The 20,783-nt window shown below is 51.8% G+C and carries 26 protein-coding genes and 1 riboswitch; of the genes, 12 read left to right on the plus strand and 14 right to left on the minus strand.

What is annotated here, in order from left to right:
- Positions 1 to 63: 63 nt before the first annotated feature.
- The 3 genes from paoC to paoA are packed head-to-tail and all read right to left on the minus strand — an operon-like array spanning position 64 to position 3,939.
- On the minus strand, positions 64 to 2,259 hold the full coding sequence (paoC, locus tag AAGQ96_RS04760; RefSeq protein ID WP_342754976.1) for an aldehyde oxidoreductase molybdenum-binding subunit PaoC: 2,196 nt from the start codon (positions 2,257 to 2,259) through the stop codon (positions 64 to 66).
- Between the two features lie 4 nt (positions 2,260 to 2,263).
- On the minus strand, positions 2,264 to 3,214 hold the full coding sequence (locus AAGQ96_RS04765) for a xanthine dehydrogenase family protein subunit M (protein WP_147195607.1): 951 nt from the start codon (positions 3,212 to 3,214) through the stop codon (positions 2,264 to 2,266).
- Positions 3,211 to 3,939 carry an aldehyde dehydrogenase iron-sulfur subunit PaoA gene (gene paoA / locus AAGQ96_RS04770; RefSeq protein WP_147195609.1) on the minus strand — a complete coding sequence of 243 codons (729 nt, stop codon included), beginning with the start codon at positions 3,937 to 3,939 and terminating at the stop codon, positions 3,211 to 3,213. The genes AAGQ96_RS04765 and paoA overlap by 4 nt, the downstream gene beginning before the upstream one ends.
- Positions 3,940 to 4,533: 594 nt before the next feature.
- Between paoA and AAGQ96_RS04775 the strand changes: the two genes are divergently transcribed.
- From AAGQ96_RS04775 to AAGQ96_RS04795, 5 genes are all read left to right on the plus strand, one after another.
- Positions 4,534 to 4,764, plus strand: a complete 231-nt coding sequence (locus AAGQ96_RS04775; protein WP_168199592.1) for a hypothetical protein — start codon at positions 4,534 to 4,536, stop codon at positions 4,762 to 4,764.
- 200 nt (positions 4,765 to 4,964) lie between these two features.
- On the plus strand, positions 4,965 to 5,663 hold the full coding sequence (locus AAGQ96_RS04780) for a hypothetical protein (RefSeq protein ID WP_342754977.1): 699 nt from the start codon (positions 4,965 to 4,967) through the stop codon (positions 5,661 to 5,663).
- Between the two features lie 128 nt (positions 5,664 to 5,791).
- Positions 5,792 to 7,210 (plus strand): sugar porter family MFS transporter, encoded by a 1,419-nt coding sequence (locus tag AAGQ96_RS04785; protein WP_147195613.1) that lies wholly within the window; start codon positions 5,792 to 5,794, stop codon positions 7,208 to 7,210.
- Positions 7,211 to 7,394: 184 nt separating this feature from the next.
- Complete coding sequence (locus AAGQ96_RS04790) at positions 7,395 to 8,681, plus strand: MFS transporter (RefSeq protein WP_342754978.1); 1,287 nt, start codon at positions 7,395 to 7,397, stop codon at positions 8,679 to 8,681.
- Positions 8,682 to 9,096: 415 nt separating this feature from the next.
- Positions 9,097 to 9,246: a hypothetical protein gene (locus AAGQ96_RS04795; protein WP_168199593.1), complete on the plus strand. Its 150-nt coding sequence runs from the start codon at positions 9,097 to 9,099 to the stop codon at positions 9,244 to 9,246.
- Positions 9,247 to 9,274: 28 nt separating this feature from the next.
- Here the strand turns inward: AAGQ96_RS04795 and AAGQ96_RS04800 are convergent, their stop codons facing one another.
- Positions 9,275 to 10,300 (minus strand): FUSC family protein, encoded by a 1,026-nt coding sequence (locus AAGQ96_RS04800; RefSeq protein WP_342754979.1) that lies wholly within the window; start codon positions 10,298 to 10,300, stop codon positions 9,275 to 9,277.
- A gap of 82 nt (positions 10,301 to 10,382) precedes the next feature.
- Positions 10,383 to 10,455: riboswitch (Fluoride riboswitch) on the plus strand.
- An 83-nt stretch (positions 10,456 to 10,538) separates the two neighbouring features.
- On the opposite strand from AAGQ96_RS04800, the gene crcB reads away from it, so the two are divergent.
- The gene (gene crcB, locus AAGQ96_RS04805; protein ID WP_147195619.1) at positions 10,539 to 10,916 is read left to right on the plus strand and encodes a fluoride efflux transporter CrcB; all 378 of its coding nucleotides are present in this window, start codon (positions 10,539 to 10,541) and stop codon (positions 10,914 to 10,916) included.
- Positions 10,917 to 10,957: 41 nt separating this feature from the next.
- On the opposite strand, the gene AAGQ96_RS04810 is transcribed toward crcB, so the two are convergent.
- The 4 genes from AAGQ96_RS04810 to AAGQ96_RS04825 form a co-directional block, all read right to left on the minus strand.
- Positions 10,958 to 11,743, minus strand: coding sequence for a hypothetical protein (locus AAGQ96_RS04810; RefSeq protein WP_147195621.1), 786 nt, complete (start codon positions 11,741 to 11,743; stop codon positions 10,958 to 10,960).
- Position 11,744: 1 nt separating this feature from the next.
- Positions 11,745 to 11,942 (minus strand): hypothetical protein, encoded by a 198-nt coding sequence (locus AAGQ96_RS04815; RefSeq protein ID WP_147195623.1) that lies wholly within the window; start codon positions 11,940 to 11,942, stop codon positions 11,745 to 11,747.
- 105 nt (positions 11,943 to 12,047) lie between these two features.
- Positions 12,048 to 13,502: a sugar porter family MFS transporter gene (locus AAGQ96_RS04820; RefSeq protein WP_147195625.1), complete on the minus strand. Its 1,455-nt coding sequence runs from the start codon at positions 13,500 to 13,502 to the stop codon at positions 12,048 to 12,050.
- Between the two features lie 234 nt (positions 13,503 to 13,736).
- Complete coding sequence (locus tag AAGQ96_RS04825; protein WP_147195627.1) at positions 13,737 to 14,060, minus strand: hypothetical protein; 324 nt, start codon at positions 14,058 to 14,060, stop codon at positions 13,737 to 13,739.
- A 294-nt stretch (positions 14,061 to 14,354) separates the two neighbouring features.
- On the opposite strand from AAGQ96_RS04825, the gene iraP reads away from it, so the two are divergent.
- Entirely contained in the window at positions 14,355 to 14,651 is a 297-nt protein-coding gene (gene iraP / locus AAGQ96_RS04830) for an anti-adapter protein IraP (protein ID WP_147195629.1), read from the plus strand.
- Between the two features lie 14 nt (positions 14,652 to 14,665).
- Positions 14,666 to 15,142 (plus strand): nuclear transport factor 2 family protein, encoded by a 477-nt coding sequence (locus AAGQ96_RS04835; RefSeq protein ID WP_342754980.1) that lies wholly within the window; start codon positions 14,666 to 14,668, stop codon positions 15,140 to 15,142.
- A 6-nt stretch (positions 15,143 to 15,148) separates the two neighbouring features.
- Here the strand turns inward: AAGQ96_RS04835 and AAGQ96_RS04840 are convergent, their stop codons facing one another.
- From AAGQ96_RS04840 to yjbE, 3 genes are all read right to left on the minus strand, one after another.
- Positions 15,149 to 15,484, minus strand: a complete 336-nt coding sequence (locus tag AAGQ96_RS04840; protein ID WP_342754981.1) for a nuclear transport factor 2 family protein — start codon at positions 15,482 to 15,484, stop codon at positions 15,149 to 15,151.
- Between the two features lie 125 nt (positions 15,485 to 15,609).
- Positions 15,610 to 15,810, minus strand: coding sequence for a hypothetical protein (locus AAGQ96_RS04845; RefSeq protein ID WP_342754982.1), 201 nt, complete (start codon positions 15,808 to 15,810; stop codon positions 15,610 to 15,612).
- A 155-nt stretch (positions 15,811 to 15,965) separates the two neighbouring features.
- A complete protein-coding gene (yjbE, locus tag AAGQ96_RS04850; RefSeq protein ID WP_147195637.1) occupies positions 15,966 to 16,220 on the minus strand; it encodes an exopolysaccharide production protein YjbE in 255 nt (84 codons plus the stop codon).
- A 562-nt stretch (positions 16,221 to 16,782) separates the two neighbouring features.
- Here yjbE and AAGQ96_RS04855 point away from each other — a divergent pair.
- Positions 16,783 to 17,349: a methyltransferase domain-containing protein gene (locus tag AAGQ96_RS04855; RefSeq protein WP_174822351.1), complete on the plus strand. Its 567-nt coding sequence runs from the start codon at positions 16,783 to 16,785 to the stop codon at positions 17,347 to 17,349.
- 72 nt (positions 17,350 to 17,421) lie between these two features.
- Complete coding sequence (locus AAGQ96_RS04860; RefSeq protein WP_147195639.1) at positions 17,422 to 17,646, plus strand: hypothetical protein; 225 nt, start codon at positions 17,422 to 17,424, stop codon at positions 17,644 to 17,646.
- A 64-nt stretch (positions 17,647 to 17,710) separates the two neighbouring features.
- Here AAGQ96_RS04860 and AAGQ96_RS04865 read toward each other — a convergent pair whose 3' ends face one another.
- The 3 genes from AAGQ96_RS04865 to AAGQ96_RS04875 form a co-directional block, all read right to left on the minus strand.
- The gene (locus AAGQ96_RS04865; RefSeq protein ID WP_254446306.1) at positions 17,711 to 18,727 is read right to left on the minus strand and encodes an acyltransferase family protein; all 1,017 of its coding nucleotides are present in this window, start codon (positions 18,725 to 18,727) and stop codon (positions 17,711 to 17,713) included.
- A 123-nt stretch (positions 18,728 to 18,850) separates the two neighbouring features.
- Complete coding sequence (locus AAGQ96_RS04870; protein ID WP_147195641.1) at positions 18,851 to 19,084, minus strand: hypothetical protein; 234 nt, start codon at positions 19,082 to 19,084, stop codon at positions 18,851 to 18,853.
- Positions 19,085 to 19,465: 381 nt separating this feature from the next.
- Positions 19,466 to 19,726 (minus strand): biofilm/acid-resistance regulator YmgB/AriR, encoded by a 261-nt coding sequence (locus tag AAGQ96_RS04875; protein WP_147195643.1) that lies wholly within the window; start codon positions 19,724 to 19,726, stop codon positions 19,466 to 19,468.
- Between the two features lie 338 nt (positions 19,727 to 20,064).
- Between AAGQ96_RS04875 and AAGQ96_RS04880 the strand changes: the two genes are divergently transcribed.
- Together AAGQ96_RS04880 and AAGQ96_RS04885 are read left to right on the plus strand one after the other, a co-directional pair.
- Positions 20,065 to 20,415 (plus strand): DUF305 domain-containing protein, encoded by a 351-nt coding sequence (locus AAGQ96_RS04880; RefSeq protein ID WP_342754983.1) that lies wholly within the window; start codon positions 20,065 to 20,067, stop codon positions 20,413 to 20,415.
- A 95-nt stretch (positions 20,416 to 20,510) separates the two neighbouring features.
- A complete protein-coding gene (locus AAGQ96_RS04885) occupies positions 20,511 to 20,705 on the plus strand; it encodes a hypothetical protein (protein WP_147195646.1) in 195 nt (64 codons plus the stop codon).
- The last annotated feature ends 78 nt before the right edge of the window (positions 20,706 to 20,783 follow it).

Consider the following 20,783-nt stretch of genomic DNA (forward strand, 5'->3'; position numbering starts at 1 on the left):
GTTTCTCGTGCCACCACGACGTCAACAACCTCAAACCGGCAGTTCTGCTGCCGGTTGCCGGGGTTAAACCAGTTCAGGCAAGGCTTTCAGCAGTTTATCGAGCGTGATGGGATAGTCCCGCACCCGAACGCCCGTTGCGTTATAAATAGCGTTAGCAATAGCCGCGCTAACGCCACACAGGCCCAGCTCGCCTACGCCTTTTGCTTTCATCGGTGACGAAACTGGATCGGTATCCTCCAGAAAAATCACCTCCTGCTCAGGGATATCGGCATGCACCGGCACTTCATAACCCGCCATATCGTGGTTAACGAAGTACCCCAGCCGCGTATCAACGGCCAGTTCTTCCATCAGCGCACCGCCCAGCCCCATCGTCATCGCGCCAATCACCTGGCTGCGGGCCGTTTTGGGATTGAGTATTCGACCTGCCGCACATACTGCCAGCATGCGGCGAACGCGCACTTCTCCGGTCGCGATGTCCACGCCCACCTCAACAAAATGCCCGGCGAAGGTGGACTGCTGGAATTTTTCCGCCAGATCGCCAAATTCGATAGCATCCTCGGCGGTTAACGTTCCCTCTGAGGTGGCATCAGTAAGAGCAGCGCTGCGATCGCCTGCCTGAATTTTCCCGTCGGCAAACGTTGCCTTAGCCGGATCGAAACCCAGCTTTTTCGCCACCGCTTCACGCAGGCTGACGCAGGCGGCATAAACACCCGCCGTCGAGCTGTTCGCTCCCCATTGCCCGCCTGAACCGGCGGAAACCGGAAAGTCAGAATCTCCCAGCCGCACCACGACGTTTTCCAGCGGCACGCCCATCATTTCGGCTGCCGTTTGCGCCAGAATCGTATAGCTGCCCGTGCCGATATCGGTCATATCCGTTTCGACCGTCACCACGCCCGCAGCGTCCAGATGGACGCGAGCGCCGGACTTCATCACCAGATTGTTACGAAAGCCGGCCGCCACGCCCATTCCTACCAGCCAGCGGCCGTCTTTTACCTGGGCAGGTTTGGCGTTACGACGGCTCCAGCCAAAATGCTCTGCACCGGTGCGCAGGCACTCCACCAGCTGGCGGCGCGAGAAAGGGCGCTCCGGATTGGCGGGATCGACCTGGGTGTCATTGAGGATGCGGAACTCGACCGGATCCAGGCCCGCTTTCTCGGCCATCTCATCAATGGCGATTTCCAGAACCATTAGCCCAGGCGCTTCGCCGGGCGCGCGCATGGCATTGCCTTCCGGCAGATCGAGCTCTGCCAGCCGCAATCCGGTAAACCGGTTAGCCCCTGCGTAAAGGAGCTGAGTCTGCTGAACCGCCGTCTCCGGCTGACCTTCCGGCAGATTACCGGACCAGCTTTCATGAGCGATGGCGGTAATATGTCCGGCCCGATCGGTGCCGATGCGCACGTGCTGAATAGTCGCCGGGCGGTGGGTGGTGTTATTAGGAATAAAAGGTCTGGGCAGCATCACCTTAACCGGGCGCCTCACCGCCCGGGCAGCAAGGGCTGCCAGTACGGCGTCGCTGCGCAGGAACAGCTTCCCACCAAATCCGCCACCGATATAGGGCGAGCGCACGCGTACGTTTTCTGGCGGCAGCTTGAGCGTTTTGGCCAGATCGGTTCGACACCAGTCAATCATCTGGTTGGAGGTCCAGAGCGTAAGCTTATCCCCTTCCCAAACCGCCATTGAGGCATGCGGTTCCATTGCCATATGACTCTGATCGGGCGTGGTGTAGGTGGCATCGAGTTTGACTTCAGCGGCTGAAAACGCACGCTCAAAGTCGCCGGTTGTTTTGTCTGGCTCGCTTTCCGGCGCTTTGGCCGTGGATTTTTGCTCAGCCAGATTGTAAGCGCCGTGCTCGCGGTTATAGTGAACCTCTACCAGCTTTGCCGCTGCCCGGGCCTGTTCAAACGTTTCCGCCACGACGACGGCCAGCGCCTGGTGGTAATGCTCGATTTCCGGTCCGCCCAGCAGTTTAGCCGTGTTTTTCTCACCCTTGCCGAGCGGACCGGCATTGGCGGCTGTAACAACGGCTAATACGCCGGGGGCATTTTTAGCGGCAAGTACGTCAATTGAGGTAATACGCCCTTTGGCAACCGGCGAGCCCACCACATAGCCATAGGCAGCATTCGGCGCGACATCATGCCACTCATAGGCGTAATGCGCGGCTCCCGTGGTTTTCAGCGGGCCGTCGATTCGGTCATGCGGATGGCCGACAACCTTCAGCTGATCGATGGGATTATCCTGTGCGGGTTGATCAAATTTCATGGCTTTATGCCCTCGCTTCGGTCAGCGTTGAGGCGAGCGTGCGCTTCGCCAGGATCAATTTAAACTCGTTTTCATGAGTGGGTTGCGCGTCGGCAAACAGCCGTTGATAAACCGGTTGAACGCCGTGTATCAGCTGGGCATCAGCCGCTTCAAGCCGCCAGGGTTTATGCGCCACGCCGCCCAGCGCAACCCGGCCGCTACCGTCTGACTGCACAATGGCGGCAACCGACACCAGCGCAAAAGCGTAGGAAGCACGATCGCGGACTTTGCGATAAATATGGGTGCCGCCGAGCGGGGAGGGTAGGGTGACGGCGGTAATCAGCTCGCCTGGCTTCAGCACGGTTTCCAGATGAGGCGTATTTCCCGGCGCACGATAAAAATCGGCAACGGGAATTTTGCGCTCGCTGCCGTCCGGGCTGACCGTCTCTATCACCGCATCCAGCAGCCGCATCGCAACGGCCATATCACTGGGATGCGTGGCAATGCAGGCTTCGCTTGCACCCACCACCGCATGCTGACGGCTGAAGCCCTTCAGGGCGGCACAGCCGCTACCGGGCAAACGTTTATTGCAGGGCTGATTCGTATCGTAAAAATAAGGGCAGCGCGTACGCTGAAGAAGATTACCGGCAGTGGTGGCCTGGTTGCGTAACTGGCCGGATGCCCCCGCCAGCAGCGCCCGTGAAAGCACCGCATACTGCTGGCGTACCCGCGCGTCAGCGGCCAGATCGGTATTGCGCACCAGCGCGCCAATTCGTAAGCCGCCTTCAGCAGTCGGCTCAATCTTATCGAGGGCCAGACCGTTAACGTCGATCAGATGCGTTGGCGTTTCGATTTCAAGCTTCATCAGGTCAAGCAGGTTTGTCCCGCCCGCAATGAACTTGGCGCCAGGCACTCGCTGAGCGCTTGCGGCCGCTTCGGCAGGCGTTTTCACACGCTCAAAAGTAAAAGCCTTCATGATTCATGGCCCCCGGCGACATCTTCAATCGCGGCAAGAATGTTGGAGTAAGCGCCGCAGCGACAGATGTTGCCGCTCATTCGCTCGCGTATTTCATTGGCCGTCACTTCGGGTTGAGAAACCAGATCGAGAGTGACATGGCTTGGGATACCTGAAGCAATTTCCTGCAAAACCGCGACGGAGGAGCAGATTTGCCCTGGCGTACAGTAGCCGCACTGGTAGCCATCGTGTTTAATAAACGCGGCCTGCATCGGATGCAGTTTGTCAGTGGTTCCCAGTCCTTCAATGGTGGTGACGTCCGCATCCTGATGCATTACCGCCAGCGTCAGGCAAGAATTGAGTCTTCGGCCATCGACAATAACGGTGCAGGCACCGCACTGGCCGTGGTCACACCCTTTTTTTGTGCCGGTGAGATGCAGATTTTCGCGCAACGCATCCAGCAGCGTGGTTCGCGTATCGACCTCAAGCTGACGGGTTTCGCCGTTGACTTTTAGCGTAAGCGGCAGCATTTCTGGCGCTGGCGTCACGGGCAGTTCTCCTGCGCCTAACGCCACACCCGGCGATACTGCCGCTGTTGCTGCTGTGGCGGCGCCGGCTTTAATTAAACTTCGACGTGACAGATTAAAATCTTTCCGTGTATAATCTTTTATATAACGCCCCCGGTTTTCTTTTCTTTTTTCGTCGTCAGGACGTCTGTCTTCCGCGTTATCGCCTTGGTTGCTCATGCCAGGCCTCCAGTATGATCAAAGTGAATGGAAAAATGCTTACCGCAACGTTGTTATGGTTTTTTGAACCTTAATCATAGTCGGGTCTGGCGCAGGCGATTACGCTAAAATGCGGCATGCTGCAATGAATCAAACTAATGAATAAAAAAGTATGATGTTTGCGGTTTGCCATAAGAAAATTAGCTGGCAGGCGTGAAGGGGTTATTTAATTAACGTGCGCTGTCGGCACCGTATAACCGCCGTAATAAAGCCATTAAATTGGTTAGAAATAGTGAAGTTTCTGGCCGCATAATATTTTGAATGGTTAACTGTTTTGAGCAGCCTGACGGCAGGCCTCCCCCTGTGGGAGAAAAAATTTACCCGCAGTCAAAAAAGTTCGCCAGCCAGGCTGACACATCGGGTATGTTTGTCCATCGGTTGTCATTAACGCATTTACAAATGCGTCCTGTCGACATAATAAAAACGGTAGAGCAGGGCGGAAAAAAGTCACATTCCACGGCGGTATTTTATTTCCAATAAATGTGACGTAACGCGTCTGCGTGCGCATGGCAACTCCTATAGTTAAGTTACCCATACGGGCTAACGGAGGTGAGTATGTCTGAACGTCCTGATTACGTAGAGCCAGTTCCTGATGATGCCGAATACCCTGCTCATGAGGATGATGAGGATCTGCCAGAAGGTACTGACGAAGTGGTCGATCCTCTTGAAGATGAAGATCCTTTAGACGATGAAGATACCGACGATCTTTCAGAAGATGATGAAGTGGATGACGATGATGTAGATGAGGAAGACGACGATTCTGATGAGCCTCGGGAAAATATCTGATAGTTCAACCGCACGGTGAAGCGAGCCCATCATGGGGCGCTTTGCCGGGGCGGTTTTTTTACGGTGACGCCAGAGCATGGGAGATCTCTGAAAACGTTCCCTGAACCGCCAGCGCAGCGGGATCGTTACGCCGGTGTGCTGTACTGACTGGAAAAATTAATAAATACTTATTTTTCAGTTACGTTGTTCGGGGAAAAACGATGATGAGTTATCCGACAGGGCCAGCAGACATCTATTCACGTCGTTCGCAGGAAACGTTAGCGCTATGGCAAAAAGATCGGGGCAAAGAGAATCCTCTGCGGGGCGAATTCTACCCGGAAAGCTTAAAAGCGATTGCGACCGGCATTCAACCGCGATTATCTCAGTCGATTGTCGAGGTGCTGGAAAGGCTGCAAGCCTTAACGGCTGGCGACGCAAACGCCGATGTTATGCAAATAGGGCACTTCCACCTCACTTTCCTCGCCATTACGCCCGCCATCTTTGACGATAACAACGTGCCGGAGCAGACGGCAGAATTAAAGCATCTGTTTGCTCAACACTGCGGCGATCGTCCTCTTACCGTTCACGAACTCAGGCTGGTCGCTTTACCCAATCAGCTGCTGCTGGCAGGCTATCCTGATGACGAAAGCGTACAGCGGCGGCAGGCTTTCTGGCGCGCTTTGCAACACTCTTCCTTCGCAGAACAGCTAAAACAGCGCTATCCGGGCTCCGACCAACCGCCAGCGTTTTGGCACAGCACGCTTTTAAGGTATCACGCCGGGCGGCTACCGCCTTATGTGCAGGATTTCTTTATTGCTCAGCAAACGGCACGATACGGTACGGTTTCAGGAAATATTAAACTACGGCTGGTCACCTATAACTGGTCGGTGGCAGAGACGATCCTCGGGCTGCCACAATGAGACGATCGTCACAACTTTACCCCCTGTAGCCAGTTTCTCCATACCTATGGACTGTTTCACATAACTTCCTGCCCCCTGAATTCTGTATGTTGCGTTACAGATGCAGGGATAAAAACCGGAGTTGTGAAATGTCGTATATTAACAATAGCTTGAGTTTGCCACAGTCTCATAAGCAAAAAGTTCGTCGTATGAACATTTTCATCGCGTTTTCCGCCGGACTGGCTGGGTTACTTTTTGGGTTGGATATCGGCGTGATTTCAGGGGCGCTGCCTTTTATCACCGATCATTTTTTACTGAACAGTCATCAGCAGGAGTGGGTGGTCAGCAGCATGATGCTCGGTGCTGCCATTGGAGCAATCTGTAACGGCTATGTCTCCCACCGGCTGGGGCGTAAATACAGCCTGATGATTGGCGCGATGCTGTTTATCGTCGGTTCGCTGGGGTCGGCGATGTCGACCAGCCTGGAATGGCTGCTGGCTTTTCGCGTGCTGCTTGGCATTGCTGTGGGTATCGCTTCTTATACAGCGCCGCTTTATCTCTCTGAAATGGCAACAGAAAATATCCGTGGCAAGATGATCAGCATGTATCAACTGATGATCACCGTCGGCATCCTGCTGGCATTCCTGTCGGATACGATGTTCAGCTACAGCGGCAACTGGCGAGCCATGCTGGGCATTCTGGCGCTGCCCGCTATCGCTCTGTTTGTGCTGGTGGTATTTCTGCCTAACAGCCCACGCTGGCTGGCGGCAAAAGGTCTGCATGTCGAAGCGGAAGAGGTCCTGCGGATGCTGCGCGATACCTCTGAAAAAGCCAGACAGGAGCTAAATGAAATCCGTGAAAGCCTGAAGATGAAACAGGGCGGGCTGTCGCTGTTCAGAAAAAACGATAACGTTCGACGGGCCGTTTTTCTTGGCATGCTGTTGCAGGCGATGCAGCAATTTACCGGCATGAACATCATCATGTATTACGCGCCGCAGATTTTTAAGATGGCCGGTTTTCAGAGTACGCATGAACAAATGATGGCGACGGTAGTCGTAGGCTTAACCTTTATGCTTGCGACGTTTATCGCTGTCTTTACCGTGGATAAGGCGGGCCGTAAACCCATTTTGAAAATCGGCTTTTCGGTGATGGCGTTCGCCACGCTGGTATTGGGGTATTGCCTGATGAAAGCGGGCGAAGGCGCGGTCACCGCTAATCTCTCCTGGGTTTCTGTTGGAATGACCATGCTCTGTATCGCTGGCTATGCAATGAGCGCCGCGCCGGTAGTCTGGATCCTCTGTTCTGAAATCCAGCCGCTGAAATGTCGTGATTTTGGTATTACCTGTTCAACCACCACTAACTGGGTCGCGAATATGATTATCGGCGCAACGTTCCTGACGCTATTGGGAAGTATTGGCGCTGCGGGGACTTTCTGGCTCTATACCGGTTTTAATCTGTTGTTCATCGTGATTACGATTTTCCTGGTGCCGGAGACGAAAAACGTCACGCTTGAGCATATTGAAAAAAACCTGATGAGCGGCAGTAAACTGCGGGATTTGGGAAAATAGTTCCGGCTGGAGAGAGTTTTGCTCTCTCCACGCTCATCTGCTGATAGCGAAATGAAGAAAAAGTCTCTTCTTTGACAGGATAAACGCCTGTTTTACCCGGCCAGCTTGCATGGAGAACGGCTTCGCGACTACTGTTTAGGGCTTGGGTTTACGCTTACCGGACAGTTAACGACAGGGAGCCGTAATGAAAAAGGTCCTCGGCACTTTTTTACCGCTGTACACAACCACGCTACTGATGCTGCTCGGCTCGGGCCTGCTAACCACCTGGGTCTCACTGCGGCTGGCTCATGAACATGTTAGCGGCGCGCTGATCGGCGGTATTACGGCGGCTAACTATATTGGGCTGGTGATTGGCGGCAAGGTTGGGCATAACTTGATCGCGCGTGTCGGCCATATCCGCGCCTATGTTTCCTGCGCGGGTATTATCACCGCCTCGGTTCTGGGGCACGGCCTGACCGATTTTCTTCCGGTTTGGGTTTTGCTCAGAATGGTTATCGGGCTGTGCATGATGTGCCAGTACATGGTGTTGGAAAGCTGGCTGAATGACCAGGCCGAGCCGGGACAGCGCGGACTGATATTCGGTTTTTATATGGTGGCAACCTATCTGGGCCTCTCTTCAGGGCAAATAATCCTGATGGCACAAAGCGATTCCGGCCTCACCAGCCTGTTGATTGTGGCGCTCTGCTTTGCGCTTTGCCTGGTACCCATTGCCCTCACGACCCGCACTAATGCACACCCCATGACGCCAGCGCCGATGGAGTTAGGTTACTTTTTCCGTACCATTCCTAAAATCCTCGTTATTACCCTGGCGACCGGAATGGCCGTGGGTGCCTTTTATGGCATGGCACCGGTTTATACCAGTATGCTGGGATTCAGCACGCGGCAAACCGGGCTGTTTATGGCCATTGCCATCTTCGCCGGTCTGGTCTCGCAGTTTCCTCTCAGCCTGCTTTCCGATCGCATCGATCGTCAGCGCCTGCTGTTTTATATCGCCCTGTTTTATGCGCTGGCAGCTTTACCGCTGACGCTGCCTTTGCATGTTCATTTTCTGTGGATCACCGTAGCGGCTTTTATTACCAGCATGATGCAGTTTTCGCTTTATCCGCTGATCGTGGCGATGGCTAACGACAGCGTGGTGCCTGAGCGACGCGTGTCTCTCACGGCCTGCCTTCTAATGGCCTTCGGCATCGGTGCCTGTATTGGCCCGATGGCAACGGGCGCCATCATGCAGCCGCTGGGAGGCAATATGCTGTACCTGTTTTTTGCCCTTTGCGGCGTGGCGATTGCCGCAATGAGCTGGCATCGGCATAAAGTCGTTCAGGAAAATATCGATACGCCTATTCCTCACGTTGCGGTCCCGGACAGCCTGAGCAGCTCACCGCTGGCTGTGGCACTGAATCCTACCGTCACTGAAGATGAGATCCAGGCGACAATGGTGAACAGCGAAGAAGACCCCCCTACAAACGGTTAAAGCCATACCGCCTGCCTTCCCTTTATTTGAGGTATTTTTTTAAAGAAATACCTCCGCCTGCCGTTTATTAAAAGGGCAGGGGATACCGAAAACCGGCATTCTTCTCAGGAAGTTAACTTTACAAGCGTCGCAATGCCGGGCTGTCAGTTTACCCAAAAGCGAACAATTGACGTCAAGACGTCTTAATATTGTCATACGTCGTAGTGAAAGGCCTTAAGGCGATATATCGTTTCTAAAAAATGAATTTTTATGAAACATTTGTCTAAGTGCTATAATTTGCGGCGGATCTATTTTGATAAGGAGAGTCAATGGAGATGAGCATGTCCTCAAGAAGGAAAGTCTGGATGACAATGGTGACAGCGAGCGCCGCTGTTTGGATATGTTTCGCCGCGGTTGTAGCGGGAGGAATGAGCTGATGAACAGCTTTGAAGAAGGTGTAATCAATACAAAGGCTGTGGAAGAACAACCGTATTTAAAAGGTTGGGTACTGAGTGAAGCACAGCGCAATTTTCTGGAATCTTTTCTGAAAGAAGAAGATGAAACCTCAGTAAAAGAGCAACATTAAGCAGTCCGGCTCGCCGTTGCGGGCCGGTCTACCTGAGAATTTGCCGACGGGTAAAAAAGCGGGTCATCAGAATGGCGAAAAGGGCAAACAGCCCGCCCGTTGCCGTTGCCTCTAACCGATGGGTGGCTACCTGCAATTGCGAAGCGCCGAGGCTCGAGATCATAAAGACCACCATTAGCGTGACAAAAAAGGTGAAAACAAAATAAGACTTTGAGATCAAAGAGTAGGAAAAGCTAAACGCGATGTAGCCAAATAATATGAATCCCCCCACCAAAAACAGCGGGCTGTGGCAAAGGTCGATTAGCATTGCTGCCAGAATACTGCCTGTTAAGGTTCCCAACACCCTTGCCTGAACGCGAGAAATCGAATCGCGATAATTATTACGCAGGCAAATCAGCAACGTCATGCCCGCCCAATAACCATTCTGCACGTGCAATATTTCCACCGTGCTTAACGCCAGGCACATGGTTAACACCCCGTAAAAGATTGACCATTGCAGATGTATTTTGTGTTTGTATTTACCCATGGTGATGCGCAGAAACCGTAACCAGGCATGAGGCTTAAAATCCTTCAGCTGGAAAGGGTAGCGTCGAAAAACCAGATAGAGAAAGCACATTTGCACTAAACCGCCACTGCCGGTGAGCGCAGCACGCGCGGCAGCATGTTCAACGGTGCCGGCAAAATAACCAGAAACCAGGTAAGCGATTGACCATTGCAATAACATCCACCAGGCGCTGGCATCAACATTCGTCATCATCACGTACACGCCCGCGTAAACCATTGCGCCTGCAATATAGAGCGGAACACTATTCCCCGTCAGGCAGCCAATCCAGGAAGAGAAAGCGATGCCCAACGTGGTGGTGATCAGCAGTGAAAACGATGAGCCGCCCCAGGTTTTGTTCGCACCAAAAGCCAGCGTCAATGCGCCGCTGGCCGCAATGCTGGCGGCGGCAACGTGGTTAAACGTAAAACCCGCCAGATAGATGGCGGCAATGGCTGGCAGGCAACATAGTCCTAACAGTAAATCGTGTTGCAGTGTGGAAGTAAGGCGCATTTGCTGACAGCATCTCCTGAATGTTGTCGGTAGAATAAAAAAGCGTGACGCTTGCAAAAGCCACTTTCAATGATTAGGCTTTGCCCGCAAAGGTGATGGTGTTCCACCTTACCCAACCGCTCCGTAAGTCTGGCGCTGATGACACCTGATACAGCCATCTTTTTCACGAAACAGGGTGGCCGCCCGTCAGGATGCCAGCATCCCTGTACTGCCTGCCTCGTTTAAACCAGAGGACTCTATGAAAGCACTGTTCGCCGTTATCGTTGGCGGTTCCGCTGGCTGCGTTATTCGCTGGCTGCTGGCCGTTCGCCTTAACGCACTTTTCCCCAATCTGCCGCCCGGCACCCTGATTGTGAATCTGGTTGGCGGCTTTATTATTGGTGCGGCGATGGGCTGGTTTTTACGCAACCCGCAGCTCGATCCTGCATGGAAACTGTTAATCACCACGGGCTTATGCGGTGGGATGACAACCTTCTCGACCTTTTCACTGGAGATCGTAACGCTGCTCCAGGCCGGGAACTACTTTTGGGCCATGGTTTCCGTCTTTACCCACGTTATCGGCTCACTGTTAATGACGTTTTTGGGCTTCTGGCTGATGACGCTGATTGCCGGATAACTGCCGCTGCATGAGCGTGATATTTTGTCTGGCTCAGGCGATCACGCATTACCGACATAAACATTCGGTTCATCTGACTCCAGCGCCAGCGCGCTCGCACTGGCCGCATCAAACAGCGACAGGCTTTCAATCTGATCCAGTAAAATCACCTTGCGAAATGCCATGGCGGATTTCGGTTCTGAATCCAGCGTAATATTATGCTCGGCGTACCATTTGCTGTAATTATGCTCGATGCACAGGTTTAGCGTCTCGCCGTCACGGTAGCCGCTGAGCATAGGAATCAGGACGATATTGGATGTTGAGGTATTCTCGTACGCGGCAGTGTGGATCATTCCAATATAAATGCGGCGGGATTTTAACGTTACCCACGCCAGCTCGCCTTCTTCCATACACTGAAACAGCAAGCCTTCTACGCCGTTCGCGCGGGAAAGTTTTTTGTAGAGTCTTTTACGTCCGCTGCTGTTCAGGCGGGCGCTGCCAGACCAGCTGGAGCGATAAATACAGAAGGCGACGGCAAACGTCAGCATGACGACAACGGGCGCCTGGATGCCGAGAAAGCTCCAGTTCATAAACTCCATTTGCCAGTCGTGATGATGACCGCCAGCGAGCTGTGGCAAAGCGTTAAGCAGGGAAGAGAGCCCAAACAGAACCAGCCAGATCAATCCTGTGGCAATGACGCCCTGTAAAACGAAGATACAGCCATAGAGCGCGACAAGAAAATAGACGTCCCAGCCAAATGAACGTTTGATTTTAAAACGGGTGGAGAGGTCACGGCTGGTGTACCAGTAACCGCAGACCATTAACACCATAAATATCGCGGTACCCATCTTAAGCCCTCTTTAGCGTATGGACGTGACGGGAGAAATCTTCGCGAACTTCATCGCTGGCGATATTGACCGTAGCGATGCCATCTTCATCAATAATGATGCGTTCGCCTTCTTCGATGGTTTCTTCAAAATTGCGCTGGCTCATTAACTGCAACAGCGATTCAGGACTGGAAAAAAGAGAAAACAAAAATTTTAACACGTCGATCTCCTTCAATTGCCAGTGGTAAGCCTGGCAGCTCGTTTCCTTTTGTTCTATGAGACGATGATTAAAGCGGGGAAAATCGCCATCCGTGGCAATCGATTATCAGCTGCCGGTCTGCGGCGCTGGATCGTCCTGTAAATGTTTTTTGAAGTGCTTCTCAATCTGCTCCAGCGTCTTGCCCTGCGTCTCCGGTGCAAACAGAATCGCGAAGATACCACCGGCAACACCGATGGCGGCAAAACCGAAGAAGGTCATGGTCAGGCCGAAATGCTCGAGTAATATCGGGAACATAAAGGCGATCGAGAAGTTGGTCATTTGCATGGCAAACACCGAAATCCCGTTGGCCATGCCGCGAATACGCATTGGGAACATCTCGGACAGCAGCAGCCAGGTGACAGGAGAAAGCGCGCCCTGCTGGAAGCAGAGGAACACCAACATGCCGGCCAACACCAGATAGCTGCGTAATACGTCAGGATGGCCATCAACGGTTTCCGGCATCAGCCAGGTCAGCAGCCCAATCGCCAACAGCGTACAGGTGCAGCCAATTTGCCCGGTCAGCAGCAGAGGACGACGGCCAAAACGGCTGAGCAACATAATCCCCACGAAGGTCATAATCACCGAGATCACGCCGTTAGCAATGGTGGCCAGCAGGGAAGCGTTGGTGCCAAGGCCCGTTGCCTGCAACATTGTCGGTGCATAAAACATAATGGTGTTCACACCGGAAAGCTGTTGCAGCATGGCAATGCCGATACCGAGAGCAACCAGACGTTTCATCCAGGTAGAGATGGTTTTCTTACGGCGAGCATTTTTCTCGCTTTTAGAAGACATGGATTTACGAATTTCACTCAGTTCTTTTTCCACCATTCGGGAGTGGCGGGTACGTTCCAGCACGTCACGAGCATCGCTGTAACGGCCATGCATCGCGTACCAGCGCGGCGTATCCGGCAGGAACAGCATGCCGACCCACAGGATCACCGCCGGGACACAGGCCACGCCCAGCATCCAGCGCCACGTTGCTTCACCACCCCAGACCTCATTGATTGCGGCGTTGCTGGTGTAAGCAATCAGCTGGCCAGAAACAATCATCAACTCCTGTAGGGTAACAAACTGCCAGCGGCGATTCGCAGGAACGATTTCGGCAATATAGATAGGAACGATAGCTGCCGCACCGCCAACAGCCAGGCCAAGAATAAAGCGGAACGAGATCATCATTTCCACATTTGGCGCCGTAGCACAGCCGATCGAGCCAACCATAAAGATCAGCGCCATTACCAGAATGATTTTTTTACGGCCAAAGCGATCGGCCACACGACCCGCAAAGATAGCGCCGATCGCCGAGCCAAGAATCAGAAAGCTGGTTACCATGCCGGTAGTCAGTGAGGTCAGATGAAGATCGTGCTTCATAAACAGTAAGGCGCCGGCAATCACGCCGGTATCATAGCCAAACAGCAGGCCTCCAAGTGTCGCAATAAAGGCAATTACTTTTACCAGCGGTTCGGTCGAGGTCGGCGCCTTTGCCGACGCGGCCTTTGTCCCGCTGCTTGATGTCTCAGTCACAAGTTACTCCCTGTTAAAACGTTATTATTGTGGTTGTGATGTGATGCAGATCACATGACTATAAATTTAATCTACCCGAGCGATTTTGGTAGGAAAATGACAAAATTTAATTTCAGGCTGGCGAGGCAACAAGCGGGATGAGCGCAAAAAATAATGCCGGAACGCTTTCCGGCATTGGTCTGATTTTTTGAGCGACAGGGAGACTGAAGGAACCTGTCCTGCTTTTTACTCACGCTATACAGAAGAACGTGTCGAAGAGGCCCGGCATAGCCGTTTGGCCAGATGAGACATATTTTCCTGCGCCACCAGCGGGTTATCGGCTGTCATCTGATTGTATTCCTCCAGCCAGTGTCGATATTGTTCGGCGATCTGCTCAGGATTTTCATCGTTTCGGGTTGTACAAATAAACAGCTGCGCGGAAAGGCGAGCCCGATCCTGTAGGTAAATTTCGTACTTTTTATTCCATGCAGGCGTACCGGGGTATTCCCGAATAATCACCTCGCTGAAGTGCAGATGCGGCCAACGCTTCAGTCGTTCAGTAAAATATTTTTTATCCATGACGGATTAGCTCTCCGTTTTTTTAGTGGTTTCACCTGGTTTTAAAACATGCTGCGTCAGTCTGCGTAAGCACTGAGAAAGTAAAGTTAGTTGAAATTACCCGCTTCGCCAGCCGAACGCTTTTTTTCAGATTAATAGCCAATAATCCCGACTATCTGTAAATTTTAACTTAATGAAAATTAAAGATTAATACCTAAACAGCATTGAGGCAATGAAGCGGCTTTTTCGCATTTTTTGTTTACTCGCTGTCGGACCTAAGGTAATTTCAGAAGCACTACACGCCGGGGAGTAACCATGAAGCAATTAGTAATCGATATTTTAATGAAAATCGCTAAGGTTGAAGTCGATGCGAAGGAACTGACCGCACAGGTGGAAGCTCAGTCTTTGCTCATCGCGGCGCTGCTGCTGACGGCAGGAAAAGAGGGCGCGTCCACTATCTCGGAAAATATTCAAAATGCCGTACTTGCGGCCACCTCTTCCGGGCAACAATTTTTGCAAACGGATGTCGATCTGTTGCTGACCCACATCAACCGTCTGCTGGCCGTCACTCGCTACATTGATGAGAAGAAAAACGTCGAAGAGCCTAACTAATCTGGGGGAAAATCATGTCTCAGACTCCACATCGTCCGCCGTTGCCGCCTTTTACCCATGAAACCGCGAAGGAAAAGGTTCGTCTGGCAGAAGATGGCTGGAACAGCCGCGATCCGCACAACGTGGCGCAGGCTTATACCATCGATACTCGCTGGCGTAACCGGATTGAGTTTGTCTCTAACCGACAGGAAGCTGAAGCGTTTCTCAGCCGTAAATGGCAAAAGGAGCTGGACTACCGGCTAATCAAAGAGCTTTGGGCGGTGGACGGACGGCGTATTGCCGTGCGTTATGCCTATGAATGGCATGATGAGGCTGGAAACTGGTATCGCTCATACGGTAACGAAAACTGGGAATTCGATGATAACGGACTGATGGCGCATCGCTACGCCTGCATTAACGATCTGCCGATTCAGGCATCCGACCGTAAATTCCACTGGCCGCTCGGCCGCCGCCCGGACGATCATCCGGGGCTTAGCGAGCTGGGCTTGTAGCCCGCCTCAGGCGAAATAAAACCACGCAGTTTGTATCAGCCCGTCCGCTATCTCAAACACCGCAATACTTTCTATGGGTTCAGCCTGTAACCCATAGATCACCTCATGATCGAATACATGATTGCCCAGTACGGTACGCGACAGCAGCTCCGCTCTCAGGTTTGCATTATTAAATCGATGATCGCGGTAAAACTCAGCCAGAGCCGTTTTTCCGGTGAGCGAAGGAGAATCTGCTGGCATCCGCCATGCAGTAAAGTTTTCCGAGAAACAGGCGATAAAGGCCGGCAGATCGTGGGCGTTATAGGCGGCGAACTGCTTTTCGACAGGAAGCGTTACTGACATCTTGACCTCCATTGAATTTATATTCACAAATAGTGAATATAAATTAATTTAACTTTGTCAGTAATAAAAGTAAAATTTAGGTTATGTGTACAAGGATGTAGAAGGTCGGGGATAAAATTTGCCCGTTAATTGACGTTGGTCGTTTCACTGCCGCCATGTCGCCATACTTCGCCGCACATCAGCACGGCATTGGGACGACGCTCATGAATGCGATCCGCCATCTGTTGGCAGGCCGTTTGTGTTGGGAAAATATGTTCAGAAACGGGCAGGGCGTCACAGGCATCATGACCACATGCGCTGACCAGTAAAACGAATCCAATTAGCATTGCCCACTCCTCTGACGCTCTGTATCAATACCCAGTATAGGTGATGAGCGAGGCGGCGGTGGTTTTGCTGTGTCTGTCGATAAAAGCCAGGCCGTTGCGTACGCATAAAAAAATGGCCTTCCGTTAAGGGAAGGCCATCAGGCAATCAACAGCGATTATGGCGCGGTTGTCGAGGTTGTGGTCGTGGTTGTCGTGGTGCTGGTGGAGCCATCATCGCCACCGCCGCCGCCCATGGTGGCTAAAGCGACGCCGAGCAATGCGGTAACGGCGCCTACGCCTACGGCATTAGAATCGCCGTCTGACATCGTTGTCGCTTCGCTCCCCGCAGCGGCCCCGGCAGCGGGGGCCGCCCAGGCGCTGCTGCTGCCGGCCATCATCAGGAACAGGACAAGTGCTGTGATCTTTTTCATTATTATTTATCCTCGGGCAGTAAACAGGTGTTGTTGCACAGAGCTTAATTTCAAAGCGGCGAGTTGAAAATAGCGTGAAAAGGGGGCTTTTCTCTGTTTTCCAGTGAGTAAATGGATAAACAGGTCCGCGAGTTAATAGAGTTTAACGGCATGTTTTATTTGGTTTTAATCTGTTGAAAAATTTTAAATGGCAAGAAATATGAAGTCGACCTGTCAAAATGCAGAATTTTCTTAACGCCAGGGTAATAATGATTTAATTATTTAGCAGGTTGTCGTGGGCGTAAATAAGTGCCAGTTATAAGTGTATTTACAGCCGCATTTTAAGAATAAACGATGGTACTGATTGGCGAAATAAATGCCGGATTTTCACTTAACCAAAATTTTTTATAGCGGCCTTAAGTGTGTGTCAATGTGTACAGGCATGACCAGATATAAACAACGAGCCGGTTAACCCCTTTTCCTGATACGAATAGTCTTAGTTTTCCTTTCACCGGGAGGCTTTTAAGAACTCCCTGACCTATCTGTGGCCTGATAAGAATACATTTTCGCCAGAGGCCCAATTATGCTGTTATCTGCGTGTTCCTGGATTAAAAATAAAACAGACTATCTGCAGGAATTTCTTTCCGATCCGCGGCAAACCGGGACTATTGCGCCATCTTCACTGTCATTGTGCAAAACGATGTCTGATGCCGTGGACTGGAGCGAGTGTGCCCGGATCGCGGAGCTGGGTGCCGGAGACGGCGTGTTAACCCGGCATCTGCTACAGCGTATGCGGCCGGATGCCGGACTGCTGGCTTTCGAGACAAACCCCAGATTTCATTCGAAATTACAGGCGATCGGCGACAAAAGACTGCAAATTTCTGCTGCGTCGGCGGAAACGTTAAGCGGCGAATACGACGCGATTTTCTCCGGTTTGCCGCTGCTCTCGCTACCGCAATCTGTTCGCCATGACATTCTTGAACGGGCCGCACAGCGGCTTACGCCGGGGGGCGTCTTTGTGCAGTTTCAATATACTTCCCTCTCTGAGCCACTGCTCTCCAGCTATTTCGTCTGGAACCGCACGCGTGTACTGCGCAACCTGCCGCCGGCCTGGGTCTACAGCTGCCAGCGTCCCCAGGCTGAGAAGTAACCAGGAAAATTCGAGATGGCAATCTCTGAAGGGTCTGCCAGGCTTATTATTCACCCATTACAGGAGGAGACGATGAGCATTGAAACTGAATTACCAACATCGAGTGATGATGAAGTCTGCAACATCATAGGCAAAGCGGTGGTTGACCTGAGCGTAACGGGACAGCCGGTCAATAAAGCCACGCTGGCGCTGAAGCTGTTAGCGATGGCAGACCAGGACAACGATGAAGAGAGAATTTTGCTCTACTGGATTGCACGTAAAGCAATCAATCAGCCACACAGATTTGCCTCAGCCTGACAAGCCTGTGGCGCCCGGTAGCATTCCGGAAGAACGGCCGCTCCTTCAGGTGCGGCCGTTTTCGTTAGGGGGCAATGCGACGTACCCAGCGGACCTGGCGTAACAGCCAGACAATCACTGCGGAAATGGCAAAGCAAACCAGCGCAACCAGCGGGATAGTCAGGGCAGAATAGTAGCCTTCAAACTCGATATGCAGCGTCTTAAGCAGGGTTTCGAGCACAATAGGGTGCACAAAGAAAATCCCAATACTTAACCTCGACAGCGAATGAATGGCATTGTTGGTATGCTCTCGCCAGGCGAAAGGGGCGTTCAACAGCATAAAGAAGCAGGCCAGGGACACAACCACAATCGTCGGTGCCGAGTAGAACAGAAACACCTGATTAGGGGCGAAGGTACTGATAGAAAGCGAGTAGGTCATAACGGCGGTTAACACCGCAGAAAGGATAAAAATAATGGCCGAGATGATGACCTTTGGATTGATATCAAAGCGCCTGACCACGCCACCAATGATATAAAACCCCGAAAGATAAACCACCATATCAATATTGCTCGGCACCGGCAGTGCCTGGCCTTCCAGCAGGTTAGCCTTTACGTTATCAAACAGCATATAAACCGAAGCGAGCACAAACCATACCGTCAGGGTGTAGTTCACTCGTTGCTGGCTACCGTTCTGGATGAAGGTGTTCAGTAACGGCGTCACCAGATAGAGCAGGATCATGGTGTAGACAAACCATAGATGCGGATAGGCGGGCGTACTGAGCAGTTCCAGCAGGCTAACCGGAGCGCTGCTACCGTTGATCTGCTGGTTATAAACAAGGTAGATAGCTGACCAGACAACCAGCGGGATCACCAAATCCAGCACGCGGGTTTTTAATGTACTGAGCAGCGATTCGTTTTTGTTGAGTGAGACAAAACCCGCGATTAGCAGGAACAGAGGAAAAGCGATGCGCCCTAACGCTTCATACATCACCGATACCGACCAGGCAGCGTGGAAATAGCTGAAAGGTATTGCTGCAGTGTGCAATAAAATGACGAGAAATGTTGCCAACAGCGTCAGCAACTTAATATTGATCGTTTTCAACCCCTAACTCCTTGTCAAGAAGCACAATCGGACGCGAGCAGTCAGATTATAGCCAATGGGCTAAAGGTAACATACTCCGTCGTGTCGACGTATCTCCGAACAAGAAAAAAGCGCTATCACCGGTTAGGTGCGGCGTGCGTGCGTTTCAACCGTTACTGAAGCCGGACAGCTAGCCGCAGCGTTAACAATACGGTATTCGGCTTTGCCCTGATGAATGTACATGCAGGCACGACCCGCCGATCCGCCATCCTGTTCCTGCGAAAGCGACACGGTGACGGTTTCAGCCTGTACTGTGGGTAGCAGAACAGCAAAAATCGCTGGAATACTCAGCGTAATAAATTTACTTAATCCATTCATAATAAATACGGCCAGACGTTAAGAATTAAAAAAGGGGTCGGCTCTGCTTTTATCAGGCACTGCCAGTTATAGAGTATGACGTTAACGGTCGGTTAAGTTAGCTGCAAGCGTGCGAAGTAAATATAGGAAGAAGCCTGGAAAGCACGGTTAACATATTCTGAATAAGGCTGGAATGAGATTACGGCGGGGGGCTATTAAAGGGTTACCTTTAAAAACAGTATGTTATTGGAGACTTAAGTCCCATTTTTTGCCGGAGGCAAAGAAAAAAGGAACACTTTTAGTACCAGCTTATCTATGCAGTAACAGGGCAAAAAAAAACAATTTGCCTTAGGCGGGCTAAAAGGGGCTGACAGGCGGCGTTTGGCAGCCTGTCAAATGCCGTCAGGCAACCGGATCATCTTCGGTCTGATGCACAACAAGCTCCAGCGCATGGCGATGAATATCCAGAGAAACCACATCGCTGGAGGTCTCCAGTCGCTGTAGCAAACGGCTGATAATCGCTTTATTCGTCACCGGCGCGCCGCTGTGTAGGATTTCTACGACAACGGAGCCAAGAATTTCAACTTCAGTATGGGCTTCTTTTATCTCAGTCTGGAAATACTCGGCCAGTTCATGGTTGCTCTTGGTCAAAGTGCTGTGCATGTGTTTTTCTCCAGGTTCCCCAACGAAGCGGCGTCGGGGCATGCGGCTGTCTGATGCAAGAAATGCATTATGGTTTGTGCGCAGTCTAAAAAAGAGCCTCGGGAAGTGGGAAACCCACAATCACTTCCTGAGGCCATGCAAGTGCATAATACGTTACAGCGTAAAAAGGTAGACGCTTTTCACTTTCTGTACAAGTTTAATTTCTAACTGTACAGGTTTGCTTTGTTTTGCATAATTATTCATTTTGGCGTCATCAGCAATCGGTCTCTTGACCTTACCCCTACGGGAAGGTGCAGGATAATGTGGATAACATTCGTTCACCGATACAGGAAGACATCATGCATAAAATGACGGCTTTAATTTGTACCCTGATATTTTCTGCTGCGGTTAATGCCGACGGTAAAGAGGCCATGGCCGGGCATGCGCCAGCGTCAGCAGCGCAGCAAAGCTATCAGGCGGGAATGGACAAAATGCATCATCAAATGATGACGAGCATGCAGGAAAGCGATCCTGACCGGGCTTTCGCCAAAGGCATGACGGCCCACCATCAGGGCGCGATCGACATGGCGAAAACCGAGCTGAAATACGGTAAAGATCCCGAGATGCGCGCGCTGGCAGCGGAGATTATTAAGGCGCAGCAGCCGGAAATCGACCGCATGCAGAACTGGCTGAAACATCAGCCGAAATAAAGCAGACAGGCGGGCACCTGAGCGGTGAAAAAGTTATAGCGGGCAGGGTGAAAGTTGTTAAAATTATCCTTTAACCCCTATTTACGGAAGCCGTTATGACATCTGAAATTTCTCATCCTGCCAGCAGCCCAAAACAGGCTGCGTTGCAGCTGGTGATTGAACTGGTACGCGCGGGAAAACTTAGCCCGATGCAGGGCGATGCCGCAAATATGATCTCGATTTATGAGCAGTTCAAAGCGCATTTCGAAGCTGACAAACACAAGCACGCTTCAGACTCCGCTATTTCCTGAATGCGGCCAGCAGCCGGTTAAAACGTCCCCTCAAAGGTCATATTTGAGGGGAGTTTGCTTTGCTCCTGCGGGATGCGG

The organism is Pantoea sp. MBD-2R (assembly GCF_039134845.1).
In the GTDB taxonomy this organism is placed as follows: Bacteria; Pseudomonadota; Gammaproteobacteria; order Enterobacterales; family Enterobacteriaceae; genus Erwinia.